Raw genomic sequence first — 20,332 nt, forward strand, 5'->3', positions numbered from 1 at the left:
CACCGCCCGCACCCTCTCACCCAAGGTTGTCCGCATGCGCACGAACCGCCTCGAACTCCTCCCCGCTGTCGATGTCCGCGACGGCCAGGCCGTCCGCCTCGTCCACGGCGAGTCCGGCTCCGAGACGTCGTACGGTGACCCGATGGAGGCCGCCCTGGCCTGGCAGCGGGCGGGCGCCGAGTGGCTGCACCTGGTGGACCTCGACGCCGCCTTCGGCACCGGGGACAACCGGGCGCAGATCGCCGAGGTGGCCCGTGCCATGGACCTCAAGGTCGAGCTGTCCGGCGGGATCCGCGACGACGCCTCGCTGGCCGCCGCCCTGGCCACCGGCTGCACCCGGGTGAACCTCGGCACGGCCGCCCTGGAGTCCCCCGAGTGGGTCGCCAAGATCATCGCCGAGCACGGCGACCTCATCGCCGTGGGCCTCGATGTGCGCGGCACCACGCTGCGCGGCCGCGGCTGGACCCGGGACGGCGGCGATCTGTACGAGACGCTGGCCCGCCTCGACTCCGAGGGCTGCGCCCGCTACGTCGTCACCGACATCGCCAAGGACGGCACCCTCCAGGGCCCCAATCTGGAGCTGCTGCGCAATGTCTGCGCCGCGACCGACCGCCCCGTCGTCGCCTCCGGCGGCGTTTCCTCGCTTGACGACCTGCGTGCCCTTGCGACCCTGGTACCGGAAGGTGTCGAGGGCGCCATCGTGGGCAAGGCGCTCTACGCCAAGGCGTTCACCTTGGAAGAGGCGTTGGAGGCGGTGGCCGTATGACCTCACCCGAGTTCGGGCGACGGGTCCAGACCGAGAGTCCCTGGGAGCAGACCATCGGGTTCGCCCGGGCCGTCGAGGCCGGTGACCTGGTGCTCGTCGCCGGGACGATGCCGCTCGCGGAGCGCGGCGTCCTGGAGGGCGAGGGGGATCCGTATGAGCAGACGCTCGCGGCCTTCGGCCATGCGCTGGACGCGCTGAGCAAGTTCGACCTCGGCGTCGAATCGGTGATCCGCACCCGTATGTACCTCACCCACGCCCGCGACGTGGACGCGGTGGGCCGCGCCCACAAGGAGCTCTTCGACGCCGTGCGCCCCGCCGCGACGCTGGTCGTGGTGTCCGGCTTCGTCGACTCGCGCGTCCTGGTGGAAGTCGAACTGGAAGCATTCCGAGGAGCACGACAGTCATGACCCTGGCGGTCCGAGTCATCCCCTGCCTGGACGTGGACAACGGCCGGGTCGTCAAGGGCGTCAACTTCCAGAATCTGCGCGACGCGGGCGACCCGGTCGAGATGGCCAAGATCTACGGCGAGGAGGGCGCGGACGAGCTCACCTTCCTCGACATCACCGCCTCCTCCGGCGACCGCGAGACCACCTATGACGTGGTCCGCCGCACCGCCGAGCAGGTCTTCATCCCGCTCACGGTCGGCGGCGGCGTCCGCACCCCGGAGGACGTCGACAAGCTGCTGCGCGCCGGGGCGGACAAGGTCGGCGTCAACACCGCCGCCATCGCCCGCCCCGAGCTGATCCGCGAGATCGCCGAGCGCTTCGGCAGCCAGGTGCTCGTCCTCTCGGTCGACGCCCGCCGCTGCGGGGAGGGCACGGTCACCCCGTCCGGCTACGAGGTCACCACCCACGGCGGCCGCCGCGGCACCGGCATCGACGCCGTCGAATGGGCCCACCGCGCGGCGGAGCTGGGCGCCGGGGAGATCCTGCTGAACTCCATGGACGCGGACGGCACCAAGGACGGCTACGACACGGCCATGATCGAGGCCGTCCGCAAGCACGTGACCATCCCGGTGATCGCCAGCGGCGGCGCCGGCAAGGCGGCCGACTTCGCGCCGGCCATCGCCGCGGGGGCCGACGCGGTGCTCGCGGCCTCCGTCTTCCACTTCGGCGATCTGCGGATCGGCCAGGTGAAGGACGCGCTGCGGGACGCGGGGCATCCGGTCCGCTGAGGCGCTGGCGCGCCGCCTGGGGGGTGGGGGTGGGGCGTCCGGCGGAATGTGACGCCTGCGGCGGGCTGCTCCCCTCCCCGCCCCTTCCCGAAACTGGGGCTCCGCCCCAGGCCCCGCTTCGGGGCTCCGCCCCGGGCCCCGGGTGGGGGCTGCGTTCCGGGTCCCGGTTCGGGGTTGTGTCCCGGGCCCTGGGCGTGGGTTGTGCCCTGGGCCCCGGGCGGGGGCTGCGCCCCGGATCCCGGTTCGGGGCCGTGCCCTGGGCCCTGGGCGTGGGTTGTGTCCTGGATCCCGGTTCGGGGGTGCCCCGGGCCCTGGGCGTGGGTTGTGTCCCGGGTCCCGGTTCGGGGTTGTGTCCCGGGCCCTGGGCGTGGGTTGTGCCCTGGGCCCCGGGCGGGGGCTGCGCCCCGGATCCCGGTTCGGGGCCGTGCCCTGGGCCCTGGGCGTGGGTTGTGCCCCGGATCCCGGTTCGGGGCTCAGCCCCAGGTCCCGGGGTTCAGGGGCGGAGCCCCGGCCGCGCGGTGGAGCCGCGTGTCTGTGCCGCGGGCGTGCTTGGTATTAGTTCGCGGCGGAGCCCGGCCGCTGGCGGTACGCGTCGACGATGCCGCGCTTCAGGACGGCGCGCTCCGAGAGGACGTCGCCCTTCTTGCCCGCCCCGGCGTCCTTCGTCCGGTAGCTGTGCTCACCGAGGTAGGCGAGGCTGTCCCGGTCGAAGACCCACTCGGTGGCGCTCAAGCCCCGCTCGTCGGTGCGGACGATGCCCACCCCGTGCCGGCCCGCCGCGTCCACCGCGTCCTCGTGCCGGGTCACCCCGGGGATCTTCGCGGCGGCCTTGTACAGGGCGGCGGCGTTCTCCGGCGGCATCACCGTCTCGCCCAGGAGGGAGCCGATCTGGTCGAAGACGGCCTGCGCCTTCTCCTGGCCCTTGTCCGCGTCGGTCATCCGGTAGAGCTCCTTGAGCAGGGCGTCCGGGTCGGTCGGCAGGGACGCCAGCCACTGGTACGTGGGACGGATGATGCCCGCCGGAGAGCCTCCCAGTTCGCGCAGCGGGAAGTAGCTCCCGCCCTCGTGGATCTCGCCGATCTTGGTGATCCGCTTCACCCGCTGCGACAGCCAGACCTCCCGCTCGCCCCGCGGCTCCAGCTCGGAGGAGCCGTCGTCCTTCAGCTCGGCACCCCGCCCCACGCTCTTGACGTAGACGAACTGGTCCTGTCGCACCGGCTTGACGTCCGACTTCGCCGCGGTTCCGGCGATCCGGTCGAGCAGGACGGTGGCGGTCTCGCGGGGGCGGGCGCCATCGCCGGAGTCGCCGCCCGAGGTCAGGGTGACGGCCAGCGCCCCGGCCAGCGCAAGGGCCACGGCGGGCATCAGCAGCGCCGGGCGCGGCAGCCGCCACCGGACCTTCCGGGCGGGCGCGGGGGTGCGGTTCTGGTCGTCGTCGATGTGCTGCATCAACCGGTCCTTGTGGTGGAGGTACGGAGCGGAGGGCACGTCCCGTTCGGCCGGGACGGGAGGAAGCAGCCGGGCGAACTCCGCGCGCGCGGTGTCCTCGTACGCGTCGTACGCGGTGTCCTCGTACGCGGCGTCCTCGCGCTCGCGCTCGGGCCGGGCGGGCCCGGAGCCGGCGGCGTTCATCGGGGGTCCTCCTGAAACTCCTGAAAGGGCAGGGCCGCGAACGCGGCCTCACGCTGTACCTCTCCGCGCCGGTGCGGCGGTTCCTTCTTCGCTTCCGCGAGCTTTTCTTCCGCGCGCCTTTCTTCCACGAGCCGCTGGTCGGCGAGGGTGCGCAGCCGGGCGCGGGCCCGGGACAGCCGCGAGCGCACCGTTCCCACCGGGATGCCCATGGCCTCGGCCGCCTGCGCGTAGTCCAGACCGGACCAGACGCACAGCGCCAGCACCTCCTGCTCCCCGCGCCGCAGCCGGCCGAACACCGTGCGTACGGCGGCGAGCCGGCGGGCGTCGTCGATCCGGCCCGCCGTCTCGTCGGCGAAGTCCGCCATCGGGGCGGGGGCCGGGCGGCGGGCCAGGAAGGCCAGCCGGCGGCCGATGCCGCGGTTGGCGTTGCGGGCCTTGTTCGTCGCCACGCCCAGCAGCCACGGTTTCAGCGTGCCGTCGCCCGGCTCCAGCCGCTCCCGGGTCCGCCAGGCGTCGAGGAACGTATCGCCCATCACCTCCTCGGCCACCGACCAGTCGCCGGTCAGCCGGAAGGCATGGTTGTAGACCATGCGCGCGTAACTCTCGTAGAGCTCCGCGAACGCCTCGCGGTCACCCGCCCGTATCCGCGCCCGCAGGCCATCACTCATCTCGTTCACACCTCACACCCGTGCCTCTCCGCACGGCGGAGGTGGTTCCCGTGACCTGCGCCACACATGGGGCGCGGGCGCTTACGAGGTGTCCGGCGCGTGGCAGGGGTTGGGCGCCCGGTTACTCGGCCGGGACCGACGCCGCCTCGATCACCTCGTCCAGGACCTCACGGGAGCGGAGCAGGTCCGCGATCATGCGGTCGATGCGCTCCCGCTCCACCGTCAGGTCGGAGACCAGCTGCCCGTTGGCCGTCCGCGACGGGCCGCCGTCCGAGTCGCGCATCGCTGACACCGGTGCGCCGCGCCAGTTCGCCGATCCGCATTCCTCACCTCGCCTGCCGGTCCGGGCTTGAATCTGACATCGCCCGGGTGGGCCTGCGCATCTCGCCCGGATCCACCGTCAACGGCATCGAGGAGGGCGACACCGAGGCCCTCTACCCCGCGCTCGTCAAGGAGCTCGCGGACACCGGCCTCGCCTATCTGCACATCGTCCGCGCCCGGCCGGACCAGCCGCTCTTCCGGGAGCTCCGCGCCTCCTGGCCGGCCACGCTGATCGCCAACCCGTCCCTGCCCGGAGACGGCGTCCCCGCCGACGGCGGTATGCGCCAGGCCGGGGCGCTGCTGGCCGAGGGCGCCGACCTGATCGCCCTCGGCCGCACCTTCCTGGCCAACCCCGACCTGGTGACCCGCCTGCGCACCGGCGCCCCGCTCAACCCCATCCGGGACGCCTATCTGATGTACGTGGGCGGCGAGACCGGCTACACGGACTACCCGACGCTGACGGCGGCCTGAGCTCAGCCGACCCGGACGGCAGGCTCGTGGCGGACGGGGAAGTTGACCGAGTTCGCGATGAAGCACGTCCGATGGGCGTCCCCGTGCGCCGAACGCGCCCGCTCCAGCATCGCCTCGTCCGCGACGGTGACCACCGGGTTGAGCACCACCTCGGTGAAGTGCCCGCCGAGCCCGGCCGTCTCCTCCATGACGCCGGTGGCGACGTCCTCGTACGCCGTGACCGTCACCCCGTCCCGGGCGCATACGGAGAGGTAGCTCAGCATGTGGCACTGCGAGAGCGCGGCCAGCAGGAACTCCTCCGGATTCCAGCACTCCGGATCCCCCAGGAACGCGGGATCGGCACTGCCCCGCAGGGTCGGCTTCCCCTCGCCGAGGATGTCGTGCGACCGCCCGTAGTTCCGGTAACCACTCGTCCCCGAACCGGTGTTACCGGTCCACCGGACAGTTGCGCGGTAGGTGTGCTGTCGGCCCATCGTCTGTGCGCTCCCCTCGTGTCCCAGCGGTGCCGGAACTGGCTCCCGCCCATGTGCCGTGCTGACCGGGAGTGTCGCACCCAGGAGGAGCCCGTCCTGGTACGGGGGTTCTGACCTGCGCAGACTCGGTGGGGTCAGAACAGAGCGGCACCAGGACGGAAAGGGATACCGCCATGAACGCCATGAACGCCATGAACGCCATGACCGGGACCGGCAAGGTCGTGCTCATCACCGGGGCCAGCAGCGGGATCGGGGCGGCGACCGCGCGCCGGCTCGCCGCAGAGGGGCACCGGGTCTATCTGGGGGCGCGGCGGACGGAGCGGCTGGGGGAGCTGGCCGGGGAGATCACCGCCGAGGGCGGCAGCGCGGCGTACCAGCGGCTGGACGTCACCGCGGCCGATGACATGCGGGCCTTCGTGACGGCCGCCCGGGAGCGGTTCGGGCGGGTGGATGTGATGGTCAACAACGCCGGGGTGATGCCCCTTTCGCCGCTCGAGGCGCTGAAGGTCGACGAGTGGGACCGGATGCTCGATGTGAATGTGCGCGGTGTGCTGTACGGCATCGCCGCGGCCCTGCCGGTGATGCGGGAGCAGGGCGGCGGGCATGTCGTGAACGTCGCCTCGGTCGGCGCGTACGAGGTGTCGCCCACCGCCGCGGTGTACTGCGCCACCAAGTTCGCCGTACGCGCCATCTCGGAGGGGCTGCGCCAGGAGTCGGCCGGTGACATCCGGGTCAGCCTGGTCTCCCCGGGCGTGACCGAGTCCGAGCTGGCCGAGTCCATCTCCGATCCGAGCGCCCGTGAGGCCATGAAGACCTACCGCTCGGTGGCCATCCCCGCCTCCGCGATCGCCGATGCCATCGCGTACGCCATCGGACAGCCGCCCGAGGTCGACGTCAACGAGATCGTGGTGCGCCCGGCCGCGAGCGCCCAGTAGGGGCGGGCGGAAAACCGGTAGGGCGATCGGTGACGGCGGCTCACACTGAGGGCATGGACGGAGCTACGTCGAGTCAGCTGTCGAGTCAGCTGCTGGGGTTCCCGCCCGATGCGCGGGTGCTCATCGTCAACTGCGACGACCTCGGCATGCACGAGTCGGTCAATGCCGCCGTCATCGACGCGATCGAGGAGGGGATCGCGAGCTCCTGCAGTCTGATGGTGCCGTGCCCGGGGGCGCCGCAGGCCCTGCGGATGCTGCGCGCGCGGCCGGGCATCCCGTTCGGCATCCACCTCACGCTCGTCCGCGACGCGGACCACCTCCGGTGGGGACCGCTGAGCGCGCAGGGGACGGTGGCGTCGCTGCTGGACGAGCGGGGCGAGCTCTTCACCGCCGACCGGCGGGAGGAGCTGCTCGCGCGGGCGCGCCCCGAGGAGGTCGAGCGGGAGTTCCGGGCCCAGATCGAGGCCGTGGCCGACGCGGGACTGACGCCGACTCATCTGGACTGGCACTGTCTGGCCGACGGCGGCCACGAGGACGTCTTCGAGGTGACCGTGGCGCTGGCGGGGGAGTACGGACTGGCGGTGCGGGTCTGGCTCGACGGCGGCCGCCGGACGGCGCGCGGGCGGGGGCTGCCGGTCACCGACCATGACTTCCTGGACAGCTTCGCCCTCGACATCGACGGTAAGGCGGCCCGCTACGCCGAGCTGCTGCGCGCTCTTCCGCCCGGGCTCAGCGAGTGGGCGGTCCACCCCGGGCTGGACGACGCCCGGTCGCGGGCCGCCGAGCCCGGCGGCGGATGGCGGGTGCGCCACGGCGACCACGCGTTCCTGACGTCGGCGCGGGCCCGCGAACTGCTGGCGGAGGAGGGCGTTGAGGTGATCGACTACCGGCCGCTCCAGCGGATCTGGTCCGGGGGGCCGCCGACGTGACGCCATCTGATCCATGGGGCTGCTGGCTTGATGCCATCCGGTCCAGGGGGACGGCCGACGTGATGCCATCCGGTTCAGCCGGACGGCCGACTTGACGCCGTTGCCGCGGCCCGCTTTGATCGCAGCAGCCGCACGGTGTACTTGCCCCGTGCCGCGCAAGAGGTGCGCCCAGCCGGTAGGGACCCGGTGCCGGTCCCGAGCCCGGACACAGTCGCCAGGACGGCGGATGCCATCCGAGGCGGGGACGCTACCCGCGAGTGTTGGAGCTTTCATGCCAGCCAACCATGCCGCACGTCTTCGTCGCCGCTGGGCCCTCGCGTCGGTGGTGACGGCCGCCGCCGCGGCGGCCGCCGTCGTGACCGTGTCCATGTCCTCGGGAGCCAGCGCGTCCGAAGTGGCGCTGCCGCCCGTCCACGGTGGCTTCGACTACCAGATCGGCGGGGCGTACACCCCGCCGAAGGGTGTCGACATCGTCAGCCGCGACCGCGGGGACTCCCCGGCGAACGGGCTGTACAACATCTGCTACGTCAACGCCTTCCAGGTCCAGCCGGGCGAGCGCGACCAGTGGCCGGACGACCTGCTGCTGCGCGACAGCAACGGCGATCTCGTCATCGACACCAAGTGGAAGGAACCGCTGCTCGACCTCCGGACCGCCGCGAAGCGCGAGCGCGTGGCGGACAAGGTCGACGGGTGGATCGACGGCTGCGCCAACAAGGGGTTCGACGCCGTCGAGCCCGACAACTACGACAGCTACGAACGCTCCAAGAAGCTGCTGACCACCGCTCACGCCAAGGCGTTCATGGCCCTGCTGTCGGAGCACGCCCACGCCCAGGGGCTGGCCATCGCGCAGAAGAACACCGCGGAGCTCCTCCCCGACCGGAAGGCGGCCGGACTGGACTTCGCGGTGGTCGAGGAGTGCGGCGAGTACGACGAGTGCGGTGAGTTCGCCAAGGCGTACGACGACCATGTGGTGGTGGTCGAGTACGGCGACGAGGGCTTCGCCAAGGCGTGCGCGGGCTGGGGCGACCGGCTCAGCGTCGTCCGGCGGGACGAGGGCGTCTCGCCCGCGGGCGAGGACGGCTACGTCCGCGAGACCTGTTAGGGAATTCCCTCGTATCGTCCCCGTCCGCCCGGCGCGGGCGGGGACGCGTCGCGTTCGGAGGGTGGCGGGTGGCGGGTGGCGTTCGGCGGGGGCGGCTCAGATGCCCAACTTGGCCTCGTGCGCCGCGGCCACGGCCTCCTTGTCGCCCTCCAGCTCGACCCGGGCGGAATCCTGGCGGCCGGTGAGGAAGAGCGCCAGCTCGCCCGGTTCGCCGGTGACCGTGACGACCGGGGTGCCGCGGTGGGCCACCGCCGTACGGCCGTCCGGGCGGCGCAGCACCAGGCCGACGGGGGAGCGGCGGCCGAAGATCCGGGCGCCGCGCTCGATACGGGACCACAGCGTGTCGGCGAAGACCGGGTCCAGCTCGCGCGGTGTCCAGTCCGGCTGGGCGCGGCGCACATCCTCGGCGTGGACGTAGAACTCGAAGCTGTTGGCCGCCTCGTCCACCTGCTTCAGCGCGAACGGCGACATCCGCGGCGGACCGGTGCGGAACAGCTGGATCAGCTCTTCGTACGGCCGCGCCGCGAACTCCTCCTGCACCCGGGCCAGCCGCCCGGCCAGCGGCTTGACCAGCACCCCGGCGGCCGCGTCGGGGCGGCGCTCGCGGACCACCAGATGGGCCGCCAGATCGCGGGTGCTCCAGCCCTCGCACAGCGTCGGGGCCCCGGGGCCCGCGCCGTCCAAGAGGTCGGCGAGGAGCAGGCGTTCGCGCTTCGCGTGAGTGGACATGCGTCCACCCTACGACCGGGGCCCGCCCGCAGCCATGAGGAGCGCCCCCGCGCGCCCCGGCGGTGCGGCTCCGCCCTGCCTTCCAGCCTCTCCGGCGCTTGAGGAGCGGGGTCTGGGGCGGAGCCCCAGTTGTGGGAAGGGGCGGGGAGGGGAACAGCCCGCCGCAGGCGTACGCGTACCGCCCGACACTCCCTACCCCGGCAGCGGCTTGCTCAGCTTCTTGCCGTCGCGCCCGGCGCTCAGCGTGAGCGCGCAGGAGACCTGGTCCTCGCCCTGGATGGAGTACGTGCCCAGCGCGGGGTACAGCGCGTAGTAGTAGTACATCCGGCCGTCGTTGGGGACGCTCTTGAGCCGCTTCTTGGCATCCGTCCCGCACAGCGCCAGCGCCTTGGTCTGAATCGCCTTCTCGGTGGAGAAGTCGCCGCTCAGTGTCTCGTTGGCGATCACCTCGCCGTCGTGCGGGCCGTGGCAGGACCGCTTCTCGACCTTGGTGACGCTGCTGTCCATCGCCGGGTGGTCGAAGCACTGGCCGGGGTCGAGCACCACATACGGCACCTTGTCCCCGGGCGCGCCGGACTCCGACGCGTCCGGGGCCGCCGACTCCGAGGCGCCCGGATCCCCGTCGGGGGCCTCGCTGCCGCCGCCCAGCGGCGCCCCCTCGCCGGGGTCCTCCGAGCCCGACGGGGCGGCGGACGACTCGGCGTCCGAGGGCGAGGAGAGGGGCTGGTCCGAGGCGGAGGCGGAGGCGGACGGGCCGGCGTCGGCAGACGTCTCCTTGCCGCCGTCGTCCTTCGTCCCGATGACGATCGCGCCGACGACCACCGCCACGGCCACCACCGCCGCGATGACGATCGCCGTGGTCCTGGAGCCACCGCTGCCGGGCGGCGGGGGTGGGGGCGGCAGCGCCCCCGGGGGTATGGCCCCCGGCGGCAGCGCGCCCGGGGGCGGGCCGCCGGGCAGCAGGGCCGGTGGGGTGGGCGGACCGAAACCGCCGCTCGGCTGCGCGGGCGGACCGGGCTGGGCGGGCTGGTCCGCCGGGGGCGGCGGCCCGAAGCCCTGCTGCGGCTGCGGCGCCTGCTGCGGCTGCTGCGCCTGCGGGGGCTGCTGCGCCTGCGGGGGCTGCGCGGGCTGCTGCGGCTGCGCGGGCTGAGGCTGTGGTGGTTGCTGCTGCTGCTGCGGCTGCGGCGGTGGTGGACCGAACCCCCCGCCGTTTCCAGGCCGGTTGGGCTCGTTCGACGGCGGCGGAAACGTCATGCCCGAAGCATGCCCCATTCCACTGACAATCCGTCCATCGGGCCCGGCCTACCGGCCGGTTTCCCAGCCCGGTTTTCCAGTCCGGCCTCCGGTCCGGCTCCCGGTCCGGCGGAGATCATTCGCGGGGACCCCCCTCCGGACGTGCAGAATGGTCGCATGACCGGCTCCGACCGCCCCTCCGCCCTCGACCCGGCCCTCGCCGCCCGCCTCAAGCGCGGCGCCGACGGCCTGCTCCCCGCCATCGCCCAGCAGTACGACACCGGTGAGGTGCTGATGCTCGGCTGGATGGACGACGAGGCGCTGCACCGCACCCTCACCACCGGCCGCTGCACCTACTGGAGCCGCAGCCGTCAGGAGTACTGGGTCAAGGGCAACACCTCCGGCCATGTCCAGCTGGTCAAGTCCGTCGCGCTCGACTGCGACGCCGACACCGTCCTCGTCAAGGTCGACCAGGTCGGCGCCGCCTGCCACACCGGCGACCGCACCTGCTTCGACGCCGACGAGCTCCCGCTCGACCCGCGGACCGACCCGCGGACCGACCGGTAGACCGGCCACCACCCCAAAAACCAAGCCCCAGCAAGTCCCCAGCCCCCGTGCCCCGCCGGGCTCCCCAGCCCCAGACCCAGGACGCTGTCACGATGGATCTCGAGACCTTCCGCAAGCTGGCGGCCGACCGCCGCGTCATCCCCGTGAGCCGCAAGCTGCTCGCGGACGGCGACACCCCCGTGGGCCTCTACCGCAAGCTGGCCGCCGAGCGCCCCGGCACCTTCCTCCTCGAATCCGCCGAGAACGGCCGCTCCTGGTCCCGCTACTCCTTCATCGGCGTCCGCAGCGCCGCCACCCTCACCGAACGCGACGGCCGCACCCACTGGCTGGGCACCCCGCCGGTCGGCGTCCCCACCGAAGGCGACCCGCTCCAGGCGCTGCGCGCCACCGTCGAGGCCCTGCACACCCCGCGCGACCTCGGCGGGCTGGTCCAGCTGCCGCCGTTCACCGGCGGCATGGTCGGCTACCTCGGCTACGACATCGTCCGCCGCCTGGAGAAGGTCGGCGAGCACGGCCGGGACGATCTGCGCCTGCCCGAGCTGACCATGCTGCTCACCTCGGACCTCGCGGTGCTGGACCACTGGGACGGCACCGTGCTGCTGATCGCCAACGCGATCAACCACAACGACCTCGACACGGGTGTGGACGAGGCGTACGCGGACGCCGTGGCCCGGCTCGACGCGATGGCCGCCGACCTGGTCCGCCCCGTGGCGACCGACCCCGCCGCGCTGCCCGACTCCGAGCTGCCCGAGTACACCGCGCTGTGGGGCGGCGAGGACTTCATGGCAGCGGTGGACGACATCAAGGAGCGCATCCGCGCGGGCGAGGCGTTCCAGGTCGTCCCCTCGCAGCGGTTCGAGACGCCGTGCGCGGCGAGCGCCCTCGACGTCTACCGGGTGCTGCGCGCCACCAACCCGAGCCCCTATATGTACCTCTTCCGGTTCGAGGGCTTCGATGTGGTGGGCTCGAGCCCGGAGGCCCTGGTCAAGGTCGAGGACGGCCGGGCGATGCTGCACCCCATCGCCGGCACCCGCCACCGGGGGGCCACCCCGCAGGAGGACGCCGCGCTCGCCGAGGAACTGCTGGCCGACCCCAAGGAGCGGGCCGAGCATCTGATGCTCGTCGACCTCGGGCGCAATGACCTCGGGCGGGTCTGCGAGCCCGGCAGTGTGGAGGTCGTCGACTTCATGTCGGTCGAGCGCTACAGCCATGTCATGCACATCGTCTCGACCGTCACCGGCAGCCTCGCCGAGGGCCGTACGGCCTTCGACGCGCTCACCGCCTGCTTCCCCGCGGGCACCCTCTCCGGCGCTCCCAAGCCGCGGGCGCTCCAGATCATCGAGGAGCTGGAGCCGAGCCGCCGCGGGCTGTACGGCGGCTGTGTCGGCTATCTCGACTTCGCGGGCGACTCCGACACCGCGATCGCCATCCGCACCGCGCTGCTGCGCGAGGGCACGGCGTACGTCCAGGCGGGCGCCGGGATCGTCGCCGATTCCGATCCGGTGGCCGAGGACGCGGAGTGCCGCAACAAGGCGGCGGCGGTGCTGCGGGCGGTGCATGCGGCGGGCCGCCTGGGGCGGTAGTTCCCGGTGGCCGGTGGCTGCCAGGGCGGTGGTTCCCGGTGGCCGGTGGCTCCCGGTAGGTCCCATATCCCCCACCCGGGAACTCTCCCGTACCCGGGTGGGGGATAGTGGTAGGCGTGACTGCAGCAGCCGTACCCCAGCCCAGGGCCGAGCACGAGCCCTCCGCCCCCGTCGCGCGCGGCCGCCGGAGCAGCCTTGCCATCGCCCTGCTCGCCGGTGCGCTCGGCGCCGCCCTGGTCCTGCTGGCCACCAGCCGCAAGTGGGCCGAGGGCACCGCCTCCGTCGCCCAGGGATCCCTCTCGCAGAGCGCCAACGGCGATGACATCACCGGACTCCCCGGTGCGCTGGCCGTCGTCGGCCTGGCGGCGCTGGTCGCGGTCTTCGCCGTGCGCCGCCTCGGCCGTGGCGTCGTCGCGGCGCTGCTGGCCCTCTGCGGCGCGGGCATCGTGATCAGCTCCGCCCTCGGCGCGTCCGACAAGGCGGCGCTGGAGGAGAAGGCGTCCAAGGTGAGCGGGCTGACCCACAGCCCCATTCACGACGTGGCGTACACCCCCTGGCCGTGGGTCGCCGCGGTGGGCGGGGTGCTGCTGCTGCTCGCGGGCGTGCTCGCCCTGGGCTACGGCCGTCACTGGCCCGCCATGTCCGGCCGGTACGAGCGCGCGGGCACCGCGGGCGCCCCGGCACGGAGCCGCGCCCGGCGCGGCGCCGCCGCCTCCGACCCGGACCGTCCCGAGGAGCTGTGGAAGGCCCTGGACCGCGGCGAGGACCCGACGGAGGCTCCGGCGCGGCAGGAGGCCGAGCGCGGCGCCTAGGGGTGTCCGACGGCCCGTGCCGCCTGCGGCGGGCTGTTCCCCTCCCCGCCCCTTCCCGAAACCGGGGCTCCGCCCCAGACCCCCGAAACCGGGGCTGCGCCCCAGGTTCCCGGGCTATGCCCAGCCCCCCGGGCTGCGCCCCAGGTCCCCGGGCTATGCCCTAGACCCCGAAACCGGGGCTGTGCCGCTAATCCCCGGGTTGCGCCCCGGGCCCCCGGACGGGGCTGCGCCCCGGGCCCCCGGGCTGCGCCCCTAACCCGTGCCCCAGACCCCGAACCGGGGCTCCGCCCCTTCCCGCGGCATCGGTATGCGGCTTCGCCGCGTGGCGCGGCTCCGCCCCGGGCCTCGGGGGCCAGGGGCACAGCCCCGGTTTCGGGAAGGGGCGGGGAGGGGAACAGCCCGCCGCAGGCGGCACGAACCGTCGGACACCCCCGTAGGCCCCGCCCCAGGGCGCCGCCCTCGCCGCCCGCCCTCCCGCCTCGCACCGTAAGGTCCCACCCCCGCTCAAGGGCGTTTCGCGCATCGGGGACAATGGCGTGGGAGCGTTCGCCCCCCGAGCGCCCGGACAAGGCGCGTACAGCTACGAGGAGAATTCATGGCGGGTCACGACCACGGACACACCCCGGCCGCCTGGACCGGTGTCACCATCGCCTTCATCGGCTTCTGCGTCGCCGGCGCGTTCACCGTGGCGGCCAACCCGCTCGGCTTCTGGGCGGGCATGGTGATCATCGTCCTCGGCGGTGTCGTCGGCGCGGCGATGCGCGCGGCCGGGCTGGGCATGCCCAAGGCGCAGCACCCGCCGCAGCCGCAGCCCCAGCCCGCGGCGCAGTCGCAGACGCAGACCCAGAGCTGAGCCCCGGCGCGGCCCGGGGCCGTGCCCGCCTCCACCGTACGCGGCACTGAGCCGTACGGAGGCTGGCGCACCGGCCCTGAGCTGCGCCTTCGTGGATCCCCGGGCAGACTCGGCGGTGTGACCGAACCACCGCCGACCGCCCTCGTCCCCTTGGTGCGGCGTCTGGCCGCCCCGTTCGGCGTGCTCGCGGGCGTTCTCGTCGCCTTCGGCTACGTCGGCGCCGTGGACCCCCGGGAGCCCGGCCACTACCCCGTCTGCCCGCTGCTGCGGCTGACCGGGCTGTACTGCCCCGGCTGCGGCGGGCTGCGCGGTGCCCATGCCCTGGCCCACGGCGATCTGGCGGCCGCGCTGCGTGACAACGCCCTCGCCGTCGGCTGTTACGCGGCCTTCGCCGTCTGCTGGGCGGTGTGGTGCGTGCGCGGACGCTTCCCGGCACCGCGGCTGTGGCACGCGGGGGCGCTCGGCGTGGTGGCCCTGGTCTTCACAATCGTCCGGAATTTCCCGTTCGGGGGACTACTGGTGCCGTGACCGTTGTTGTGTATGTGCGTGTGGCGGGCGTCCGCGTCAACCGGATGCGAGACCTCGGCCTACCGGCGGCTACCATCGCAGTGCCAGGTGGCGCGGTGGACCGCCCCACCCGGTACAGATTCAGAAGCTTCAGCTTCATCCCCGTCACGGAAGGGGGCCGCTCGGTGAGTGTGCTCGACGAGATCATCGACGGAGTCCGTGCCGACCTCGCGGAGCGGCAGGCGCGCGTCGCCCTCGACGAGCTCAAGGAGCGGGCGGCCAAGGCCCAGCCGGCGAAGGACGGTGTCGCGGCGCTCAAGGGCGACAGCGTCAAGGTGATCTGCGAGGTCAAGCGGTCCAGCCCCTCCAAGGGCGCGCTCGCCGCGATCGCCGACCCCGCGGGGCTCGCCGCGGACTACGAGGCGGGCGGCGCGGCCGTGATCAGCGTGCTGACCGAGCAGCGCCGCTTCGGCGGATCGCTGGCCGACCTGGAAGCCGTAAGGGCGAAGGTCGACATTCCGGTGCTCCGTAAGGACTTCATCGTCACCTCGTACCAGCTGTGGGAGGCGCGGGCGCACGGCGCCGACGTCATCCTGCTGATCGTCGCCGCGCTGGAGCAGCAGGCGCTGGTCTCGCTCATCGAGCGGGCCGAGTCGATCGGGCTGACGCCGGTGGTCGAGGTGCACGACGAGGAGGAGACCGCCCGTGCGGTCGACGCCGGGGCCCGGGTGATCGGCGTCAACGCGCGCGACCTCAAGACCCTCCAGGTGGACCGCTCGAACTTCGCCCGGATCGCACCGGAGATCCCGGACCATATCGTCAAGATCGCGGAGTCCGGGGTGCGCGGCCCGCACGACCTGATCGCCTACGCCAACGACGGCGCGGACGCGGTGCTGGTCGGCGAGTCCCTGGTGACCGGGCGCGACCCCAAGGCCGCGGTGGCCGATCTGGTGGCGGCGGGCGCCCATCCGGCGCTGCGCCACGGCCGGGACTGACGACGGGGCGGGATCGGCGGACCATGGAGACGTACGCGCGCCTGGCACGGGGCTGTCGGCCCCGGGGCTGCCGCGCGCCCGCGAGGCGGGTGCGGGGGCGGCGCGTGCGCTACCACATCGGATGCGAGCCGGGGCAGATCAACGGGCGGCGATGGCGCCGGGCGGCAGTGCGCTGAGCGCACACCGCACGCTTTCCCATCCATCCCACCCGTAGTGGGCCATCCCATCTGTCGCGGGGCGCTGCCCCGATCGAGGAGTACGTCGCATGTCCTCTGATTTCTTCATCCCTGACCTCGAGGGCCAGGTGCCCAGCGCCGAGGGGTATTTCGGTGCCTTCGGCGGCAAGTTCATCCCCGAGGCGCTCGTCGCCGCGGTCGACGAGGTCGCCGCCGAGTACGAGAAGGCCAAGGCGGACCCCGCCTTCGCGGCCGAGCTCGAGGATCTGCTGGTCAACTACACCGGCCGGCCCAGCGCGCTGACCGAGGCGTCGCGGTTCGCCGAGCACGCCGGGGGCGCCCGGGTCTTCCTCAAGCGGGAGGACCTCAACCACACCGGGTCCCACAAGATCAACAACGTGCTGGGGCAGGCCCTGCTCACCAAGCGGATGGGCAAGTCCCGCGTCATCGCCGAGACCGGCGCCGGTCAGCACGGGGTGGCCACGGCCACCGCGTGCGCGCTGTTCGGGCTCGAGTGCACCATTTACATGGGCGAGATCGACACCCGGCGGCAGGCGCTCAACGTGGCGCGGATGCGGATGCTGGGCGCCGAGGTCATCGCCGTGAAGTCCGGCAGCCGCACCCTCAAGGACGCCATCAACGAGGCGTTCCGGGACTGGGTCGCCAATGTGGACCGCACCCACTACCTCTTCGGCACCGTGGCCGGACCCCACCCCTTCCCGGCGCTGGTGCGCGACTTCCACCGGGTGATCGGCGTGGAGGCGCGGCGGCAGATCCTGGAGCGGACCGGTCGGCTGCCGGACGCGGTCGCGGCCTGCGTGGGCGGCGGATCCAACGCGATCGGGCTGTTCCACGCCTTCCTGCCGGACGAGGGCGTGCGGATCGTCGGCTTCGAGCCCGCCGGGCACGGCGTGGCCACCGGGGAGCACGCGGCCACGCTGAGCCAGGGCGAGCCCGGGATCCTGCACGGCTCCCGGTCCTACGTCCTCCAGGACGAGGACGGCCAGATCACCGAGCCGTACTCGATCTCGGCCGGTCTCGACTACCCGGGCGTCGGCCCTGAGCACGCGTATCTGAAGGACATCGGCCGCGCCGAGTACCGGGCGGTCACCGACGACGAGGCCATGCGGGCGCTGCGGCTGCTCTCGGAAACCGAGGGCATCATCCCGGCGATCGAGAGCGCCCACGCGCTCGCGGGCGCCCTGGACCTCGGCCGGGAGCTGGGGAGCGACGGCCTGGTGCTGGTCAATCTCTCCGGGCGCGGTGACAAGGACATGGACACGGCGGCCCAGTACTTCGGGCTCTACGACCAGCAGGGCGACGAGGGGGCGAAGTGATGGCCGGGAACCTGGAACTGCTGGGGTCCGTCCTGGCGGGCGCCAAGGACGAGGGGCGCGCCGCGCTCGTCGGCTATCTGCCCGCCGGTTTCCCCACCATCGACGGCGCGGTGGACGCGATGACCGCCATGATCGAGGGCGGCTGCGACATCGTCGAGGTCGGGCTGCCGCACAGCGATCCGGTGCTCGACGGGCCGGTGATCCAGACCGCCGACGACATCGCGCTGCGCAACGGGGTCCGGATCCGCGATGTGATCCGCACGGTGGGGGAGGTGCACGCCCGCACCGGCGCCCCGATCCTGTGCATGACGTACTGGAACCCCGTGGACCGGTACGGCGTCGAGCGGTTCGCCGCCGATCTCGCCGAGGCGGGCGGCGCGGGCTGCATCCTGCCCGATCTGCCGGTCGAGGAGTCGGAGATCTGGCGGAAGGCCGCCGAGCAGCACGGTCTGGCGACCGTGTTCGTGGTCGCGCCCAGCAGCCGTGATGAGCGGCTGGCGAAGATCACGGCGGCGGGCAGCGGTTTCGTCTACGCGGCGTCCCTGATGGGCGTCACCGGAACGAGGGAATCGGTGGGCCAGGAGGCGCGCGCTCTGGTGGAGCGCACCCGCGCCACCACCTCGCTCCCGGTCTGCGTGGGCCTCGGCGTCTCCAATGCCGTTCAGGCGGCGGAGGTCGCGGTGTTCGCCGACGGGGTCATCGTGGGCTCGGCCTTCGTCAAGCGGCTGCTGGACGCCGAGGGTGACACCGAGGCCGGTCTGGCGGGGCTGCGCGAGCTCGCGGGTGAGCTGGCGGAGGGCGTCCGCACCGCCCGTTAGAGGGTGCCCGACGGATCTTGCCGCCTGCGCGGGCTGCTCCCCTCCCCGCCCCTTCCCGAAACTGGGGCTCCGCCCCAGACCCCGCTCCTCAATCGCCGGAGGGGCTGGAAGGCGGGGCTTCGCCAGGAGAGCGTCTGCCTCGCCCGTTAGAGGGTCGCTCGTTCGAGGGAACACGGGGCGGAGGAGCTCAGCGGTGCTCCTCCGCCTCGTTAGGCGAGGGCGTGAGCCAGAGAAACCGTGAGGGAAAGCGCGGCGCCCGAGAGCGCCTGCGGGAACAGCGCGAGCGGGACCGGGCGCGTGCGAAGCGTAAGCGGACGCTGGGCGTCCTGGGGGCGGTGGTGGCCGTCCTCGGCGCGGCGGTGGGCGTGGGCATGTTCGCGTCCAGGACCGACGACGACTCGGGGAAGTCGGGCAGCGCCCTGGTGCCGCCGCGCGGAGCCGTCGGCAAGGGACGTCTGGTGATCCCCTCGGGGAAGTCGGAGAAGCCCGGGCAGGAAGGGAAGGCGGGGAAGGCGGGCCCGGTGACCCTGACGGTCTACGAGGACTTCCGCTGCCCGGGGTGCAAGCAGTTCGAGGACGTCTTCCGCAAGACCGTCCACGAGCTGCAGGACACCGGCCGGATGAGGGTCGAGTACCACCTGGTGACGATCATCGACGGAAACCTCGGCGGCACCGGTTCGCTCCGCGCCGCGAACGCGGCGGCCTGCGCCCAGGACAAGGACCCCGCGAAGTTCCGGGCGTACCACGATGTGCTCTACCGCCACCAGTCCCAGGAGACCCGGGACACCTACGCCGACAACGGCAGGCTGATCAAGCTCGCGGACCAGGTCCCCGGGCTGGTCACGCCCGCCTTCCGGCGTTGCGTCGAGGACGGCCGGCACGACGCCTGGGTGCGCAAGTCCAACGACGTCTTCGCCCACTCCGGCTACGCCTCCACGCCGACCGTGCTGCTGGGCGGAAAGTCGGTCTACGGCGACCCCAAGAAGCCGCTGAGCCCCAACAAGCTCAAGCGCATGGTCCTCGCGGCGGCCCGCGACTGATCCTTGTTACGCAGCCGTTGCCGGGTGGGTTGCCGCATCTCCCGCCCGGCACGGTAGCGTCGGTCCTGTCATGGACCTCCTCGCTTACATTCCCAGCCCCTCGTCCGGCGTGATCTATCTCGGTCCGGTCCCGCTGCGCGGCTATGCCTTCTGCATCATCATCGGCGTCTTTGTCGCGGTCTGGTACGGCGGGCGGCGCTGGGTCGCCCGTGGCGGCCGGGTCGGCACCGTCGCCGACATCGCCGTCTGGGCGGTGCCCTTCGGTCTGGTCGGCGGCCGCCTCTACCACGTCATCACCGACTACGAGCTGTACTTCACCGACGGCCGTGACTGGGTGGACGCCTTCAAGATCTGGCAGGGCGGCCTGGGGATCTGGGGGGCCATCGCGCTGGGCGCGCTCGGCGCCTGGATCGGCTGCCGCCGCCGGGGGATCCCGCTCCCGGCGTACGCCGACGCCATCGCCCCCGGAATCGCCTTCGCCCAGGCCATCGGGCGCTGGGGCAACTGGTTCAACCAGGAGCTGTACGGCAAGGCCACCACGCTGCCCTGGGCGCTGAAGATCGACGGTGACGCCGACGCGGGCCGGGTGGCCGGCACGTACCACCCGACCTTCCTGTACGAGTCGCTGTGGTGCGTCGGTGTGGCGCTGCTGGTGATCTGGGCGGACCGCCGCTTCAAGCTGGGGCATGGCCGGGCGTTTGCCCTCTACGTCGCGGCGTACACCGTGGGCCGCTTCTGGATCGAGTACCTCCGGGTGGACGACGCCCACCATGTGCTGGGGCTGCGGCTCAACAACTGGACGTCCGTCGTGGTCTTCCTGGCCGCGGTGGCCTATCTGGTGATCTCCGCGAAGCGGTCCCCGGGCCGCGAGGAGGTCGTGGAACCGGCCGCGGCCGAGGACGGCGCGGCCCCGGTCCCCGAGACGAGCGGCGACGCCACGACCAAGAGCGACGTCACGACCAAGAGCGCGGCCGAGGAGGCCAAGGGCGACGGCGCGGACGCGGACGAGGCCGGTGCGATGGCCGCCGAGGCGGAGCCCACCAAGAATCCCTGACGCGCGCCTAGGTGCGCCCATCGGGCCGCCGGACCCCTCGGGGTTTGGCGGCCCTTCTGCGTTTGCGCAGGTCAGCGAGGTAAGTTCGGCCTTCCTTGCTGGCGGAGCGGGGGAATTCGTGCGTACCTTCGAACCGTTGGGGTGAGGGCCGCATCGC

General features: G+C 72.9%; 22 protein-coding genes and 2 pseudogenes. 18 read left to right on the forward strand and 6 right to left on the reverse strand.

All coding sequences use genetic code 11. From position 1 onward, the window contains the following. Positions 1–34: 34 nt before the first annotated feature. Genes priA through hisF form a run of 3 tightly spaced genes read left to right on the forward strand, consistent with a single transcriptional unit; the run spans position 35 to position 1,940 of the window. Complete coding sequence (priA, locus tag JK364_RS24665; protein WP_201853378.1) at positions 35–766, forward strand: bifunctional 1-(5-phosphoribosyl)-5-((5-phosphoribosylamino)methylideneamino)imidazole-4-carboxamide isomerase/phosphoribosylanthranilate isomerase PriA; 732 nt, start codon at positions 35–37, stop codon at positions 764–766. Next, positions 763–1,173, forward strand: a complete 411-nt coding sequence (locus JK364_RS24670; protein ID WP_201853379.1) for a Rid family hydrolase — start codon at positions 763–765, stop codon at positions 1,171–1,173. The genes priA and JK364_RS24670 overlap by 4 nt, the downstream gene beginning before the upstream one ends. Continuing rightward, positions 1,170–1,940: an imidazole glycerol phosphate synthase subunit HisF gene (gene hisF / locus JK364_RS24675; RefSeq protein ID WP_201853380.1), complete on the forward strand. Its 771-nt coding sequence runs from the start codon at positions 1,170–1,172 to the stop codon at positions 1,938–1,940. The genes JK364_RS24670 and hisF overlap by 4 nt, the downstream gene beginning before the upstream one ends. A 555-nt stretch (positions 1,941–2,495) precedes the next feature. On the opposite strand, the gene JK364_RS24680 is transcribed toward hisF, so the two are convergent. From JK364_RS24680 to JK364_RS24690, 3 genes and pseudogenes are all read right to left on the reverse strand, one after another. Further along, a complete protein-coding gene (locus JK364_RS24680) occupies positions 2,496–3,572 on the reverse strand; it encodes a CU044_5270 family protein (protein ID WP_201853381.1) in 1,077 nt (358 codons plus the stop codon). Next, positions 3,569–4,240: an RNA polymerase sigma factor gene (locus JK364_RS24685; protein ID WP_201853382.1), complete on the reverse strand. Its 672-nt coding sequence runs from the start codon at positions 4,238–4,240 to the stop codon at positions 3,569–3,571. Before JK364_RS24685 ends, JK364_RS24680 begins: the two co-directional genes overlap by 4 nt. A 121-nt stretch (positions 4,241–4,361) precedes the next feature. After that, positions 4,362–4,523, reverse strand: a pseudogene (locus tag JK364_RS24690) (MerR family transcriptional regulator); the annotation flags it as partial. An 83-nt stretch (positions 4,524–4,606) separates the two neighbouring features. Here JK364_RS24690 and JK364_RS24695 point away from each other — a divergent pair. Beyond that, positions 4,607–5,032, forward strand: a pseudogene (locus tag JK364_RS24695) (alkene reductase); the annotation flags it as partial. A gap of 2 nt (positions 5,033–5,034) precedes the next feature. Here JK364_RS24695 and JK364_RS24700 read toward each other — a convergent pair. Continuing rightward, positions 5,035–5,505, reverse strand: a complete 471-nt coding sequence (locus tag JK364_RS24700) for an OsmC family protein (protein WP_201853383.1) — start codon at positions 5,503–5,505, stop codon at positions 5,035–5,037. A gap of 200 nt (positions 5,506–5,705) precedes the next feature. On the opposite strand from JK364_RS24700, the gene JK364_RS24705 reads away from it, so the two are divergent. The 3 genes from JK364_RS24705 (at position 5,706) to JK364_RS24715 (ending at position 8,471) form a co-directional block, all read left to right on the forward strand. Further along, positions 5,706–6,440 (forward strand): SDR family oxidoreductase, encoded by a 735-nt coding sequence (locus tag JK364_RS24705; RefSeq protein ID WP_201853679.1) that lies wholly within the window; start codon positions 5,706–5,708, stop codon positions 6,438–6,440. A gap of 53 nt (positions 6,441–6,493) precedes the next feature. Continuing rightward, positions 6,494–7,369: a polysaccharide deacetylase family protein gene (locus JK364_RS24710; protein WP_201853384.1), complete on the forward strand. Its 876-nt coding sequence runs from the start codon at positions 6,494–6,496 to the stop codon at positions 7,367–7,369. A gap of 271 nt (positions 7,370–7,640) precedes the next feature. After that, positions 7,641–8,471, forward strand: coding sequence for an endo alpha-1,4 polygalactosaminidase (locus JK364_RS24715; RefSeq protein WP_201853385.1), 831 nt, complete (start codon positions 7,641–7,643; stop codon positions 8,469–8,471). A 96-nt stretch (positions 8,472–8,567) separates the two neighbouring features. Here the strand turns inward: JK364_RS24715 and JK364_RS24720 are convergent, their stop codons facing one another. Together JK364_RS24720 and JK364_RS24725 are read right to left on the reverse strand one after the other, a co-directional pair. After that, positions 8,568–9,200 carry a TIGR03085 family metal-binding protein gene (locus tag JK364_RS24720; RefSeq protein WP_201853386.1) on the reverse strand — a complete coding sequence of 211 codons (633 nt, stop codon included), beginning with the start codon at positions 9,198–9,200 and terminating at the stop codon, positions 8,568–8,570. Positions 9,201–9,392: 192 nt separating this feature from the next. Then, positions 9,393–10,454 (reverse strand): hypothetical protein, encoded by a 1,062-nt coding sequence (locus JK364_RS24725; RefSeq protein WP_201853387.1) that lies wholly within the window; start codon positions 10,452–10,454, stop codon positions 9,393–9,395. Between the two features lie 156 nt (positions 10,455–10,610). Between JK364_RS24725 and hisI the strand changes: the two genes are divergently transcribed. From hisI to lgt, 11 genes are all read left to right on the forward strand, one after another. After that, the gene (hisI, locus tag JK364_RS24730; protein ID WP_201853388.1) at positions 10,611–11,000 is read left to right on the forward strand and encodes a phosphoribosyl-AMP cyclohydrolase; all 390 of its coding nucleotides are present in this window, start codon (positions 10,611–10,613) and stop codon (positions 10,998–11,000) included. A gap of 47 nt (positions 11,001–11,047) precedes the next feature. Beyond that, positions 11,048–12,583: an anthranilate synthase component I gene (locus JK364_RS24735; RefSeq protein ID WP_307841379.1), complete on the forward strand. Its 1,536-nt coding sequence runs from the start codon at positions 11,048–11,050 to the stop codon at positions 12,581–12,583. Between the two features lie 116 nt (positions 12,584–12,699). Then, positions 12,700–13,395, forward strand: a complete 696-nt coding sequence (locus JK364_RS24740; protein ID WP_372461981.1) for a TIGR02234 family membrane protein — start codon at positions 12,700–12,702, stop codon at positions 13,393–13,395. A 595-nt stretch (positions 13,396–13,990) separates the two neighbouring features. After that, positions 13,991–14,248: an HGxxPAAW family protein gene (locus tag JK364_RS24745; RefSeq protein ID WP_201853391.1), complete on the forward strand. Its 258-nt coding sequence runs from the start codon at positions 13,991–13,993 to the stop codon at positions 14,246–14,248. Between the two features lie 117 nt (positions 14,249–14,365). Then, positions 14,366–14,776, forward strand: a complete 411-nt coding sequence (locus JK364_RS24750) for a DUF2752 domain-containing protein (protein WP_201853392.1) — start codon at positions 14,366–14,368, stop codon at positions 14,774–14,776. 164 nt (positions 14,777–14,940) lie between these two features. After that, positions 14,941–15,750: an indole-3-glycerol phosphate synthase TrpC gene (trpC, locus tag JK364_RS24755; protein ID WP_020872130.1), complete on the forward strand. Its 810-nt coding sequence runs from the start codon at positions 14,941–14,943 to the stop codon at positions 15,748–15,750. Positions 15,751–15,773: 23 nt separating this feature from the next. Then, positions 15,774–15,926: a tryptophan biosynthesis modulator TrpM gene (trpM, locus tag JK364_RS58115; RefSeq protein WP_372453215.1), complete on the forward strand. Its 153-nt coding sequence runs from the start codon at positions 15,774–15,776 to the stop codon at positions 15,924–15,926. A gap of 89 nt (positions 15,927–16,015) precedes the next feature. Beyond that, the gene (gene trpB / locus JK364_RS24760; protein ID WP_201853393.1) at positions 16,016–17,263 is read left to right on the forward strand and encodes a tryptophan synthase subunit beta; all 1,248 of its coding nucleotides are present in this window, start codon (positions 16,016–16,018) and stop codon (positions 17,261–17,263) included. Then, positions 17,263–18,081 (forward strand): tryptophan synthase subunit alpha, encoded by an 819-nt coding sequence (gene trpA, locus JK364_RS24765; protein ID WP_201853394.1) that lies wholly within the window; start codon positions 17,263–17,265, stop codon positions 18,079–18,081. Before trpB ends, trpA begins: the two co-directional genes overlap by 1 nt. 221 nt (positions 18,082–18,302) lie before the next feature. Beyond that, positions 18,303–19,121 carry a DsbA family protein gene (locus JK364_RS24770; protein WP_201853395.1) on the forward strand — a complete coding sequence of 273 codons (819 nt, stop codon included), beginning with the start codon at positions 18,303–18,305 and terminating at the stop codon, positions 19,119–19,121. A 70-nt stretch (positions 19,122–19,191) separates the two neighbouring features. Then, complete coding sequence (gene lgt / locus JK364_RS24775) at positions 19,192–20,175, forward strand: prolipoprotein diacylglyceryl transferase (RefSeq protein ID WP_201853396.1); 984 nt, start codon at positions 19,192–19,194, stop codon at positions 20,173–20,175. Positions 20,176–20,332 lie beyond the last annotated feature (157 nt).

The sequence above is a fragment of the Streptomyces endocoffeicus genome (genome assembly GCF_016741935.1).
Lineage (GTDB): Bacteria > Actinomycetota > Actinomycetes > Streptomycetales > Streptomycetaceae > Streptomyces > Streptomyces endocoffeicus.

Coding starts and splice junctions, on each gene's coding strand:
- JK364_RS24700 (WP_201853383.1), bottom strand. CDS start 5,505: ATGGGCCGACAGCACACCTACCGCGCAACTGTCCGGTGGACCGGTAAC.
- JK364_RS24670 (WP_201853379.1), top strand. CDS start 763: ATGACCTCACCCGAGTTCGGGCGACGGGTCCAGACCGAGAGTCCCTGG.
- lgt (WP_201853396.1), top strand. CDS start 19,192: ATGGACCTCCTCGCTTACATTCCCAGCCCCTCGTCCGGCGTGATCTAT.
- JK364_RS24745 (WP_201853391.1), top strand. CDS start 13,991: ATGGCGGGTCACGACCACGGACACACCCCGGCCGCCTGGACCGGTGTC.
- JK364_RS24725 (WP_201853387.1), bottom strand. CDS start 10,454: ATGACGTTTCCGCCGCCGTCGAACGAGCCCAACCGGCCTGGAAACGGC.
- JK364_RS24720 (WP_201853386.1), bottom strand. CDS start 9,200: ATGTCCACTCACGCGAAGCGCGAACGCCTGCTCCTCGCCGACCTCTTG.
- JK364_RS24705 (WP_201853679.1), top strand. CDS start 5,706: ATGACCGGGACCGGCAAGGTCGTGCTCATCACCGGGGCCAGCAGCGGG.
- trpM (WP_372453215.1), top strand. CDS start 15,774: ATGGAGACGTACGCGCGCCTGGCACGGGGCTGTCGGCCCCGGGGCTGC.
- JK364_RS24680 (WP_201853381.1), bottom strand. CDS start 3,572: ATGAACGCCGCCGGCTCCGGGCCCGCCCGGCCCGAGCGCGAGCGCGAG.
- trpB (WP_201853393.1), top strand. CDS start 16,016: ATGTCCTCTGATTTCTTCATCCCTGACCTCGAGGGCCAGGTGCCCAGC.
- JK364_RS24710 (WP_201853384.1), top strand. CDS start 6,494: ATGGACGGAGCTACGTCGAGTCAGCTGTCGAGTCAGCTGCTGGGGTTC.
- hisF (WP_201853380.1), top strand. CDS start 1,170: ATGACCCTGGCGGTCCGAGTCATCCCCTGCCTGGACGTGGACAACGGC.
- trpA (WP_201853394.1), top strand. CDS start 17,263: ATGGCCGGGAACCTGGAACTGCTGGGGTCCGTCCTGGCGGGCGCCAAG.
- priA (WP_201853378.1), top strand. CDS start 35: ATGCGCACGAACCGCCTCGAACTCCTCCCCGCTGTCGATGTCCGCGAC.
- hisI (WP_201853388.1), top strand. CDS start 10,611: ATGACCGGCTCCGACCGCCCCTCCGCCCTCGACCCGGCCCTCGCCGCC.
- JK364_RS24715 (WP_201853385.1), top strand. CDS start 7,641: ATGCCAGCCAACCATGCCGCACGTCTTCGTCGCCGCTGGGCCCTCGCG.
- JK364_RS24685 (WP_201853382.1), bottom strand. CDS start 4,240: ATGAGTGATGGCCTGCGGGCGCGGATACGGGCGGGTGACCGCGAGGCG.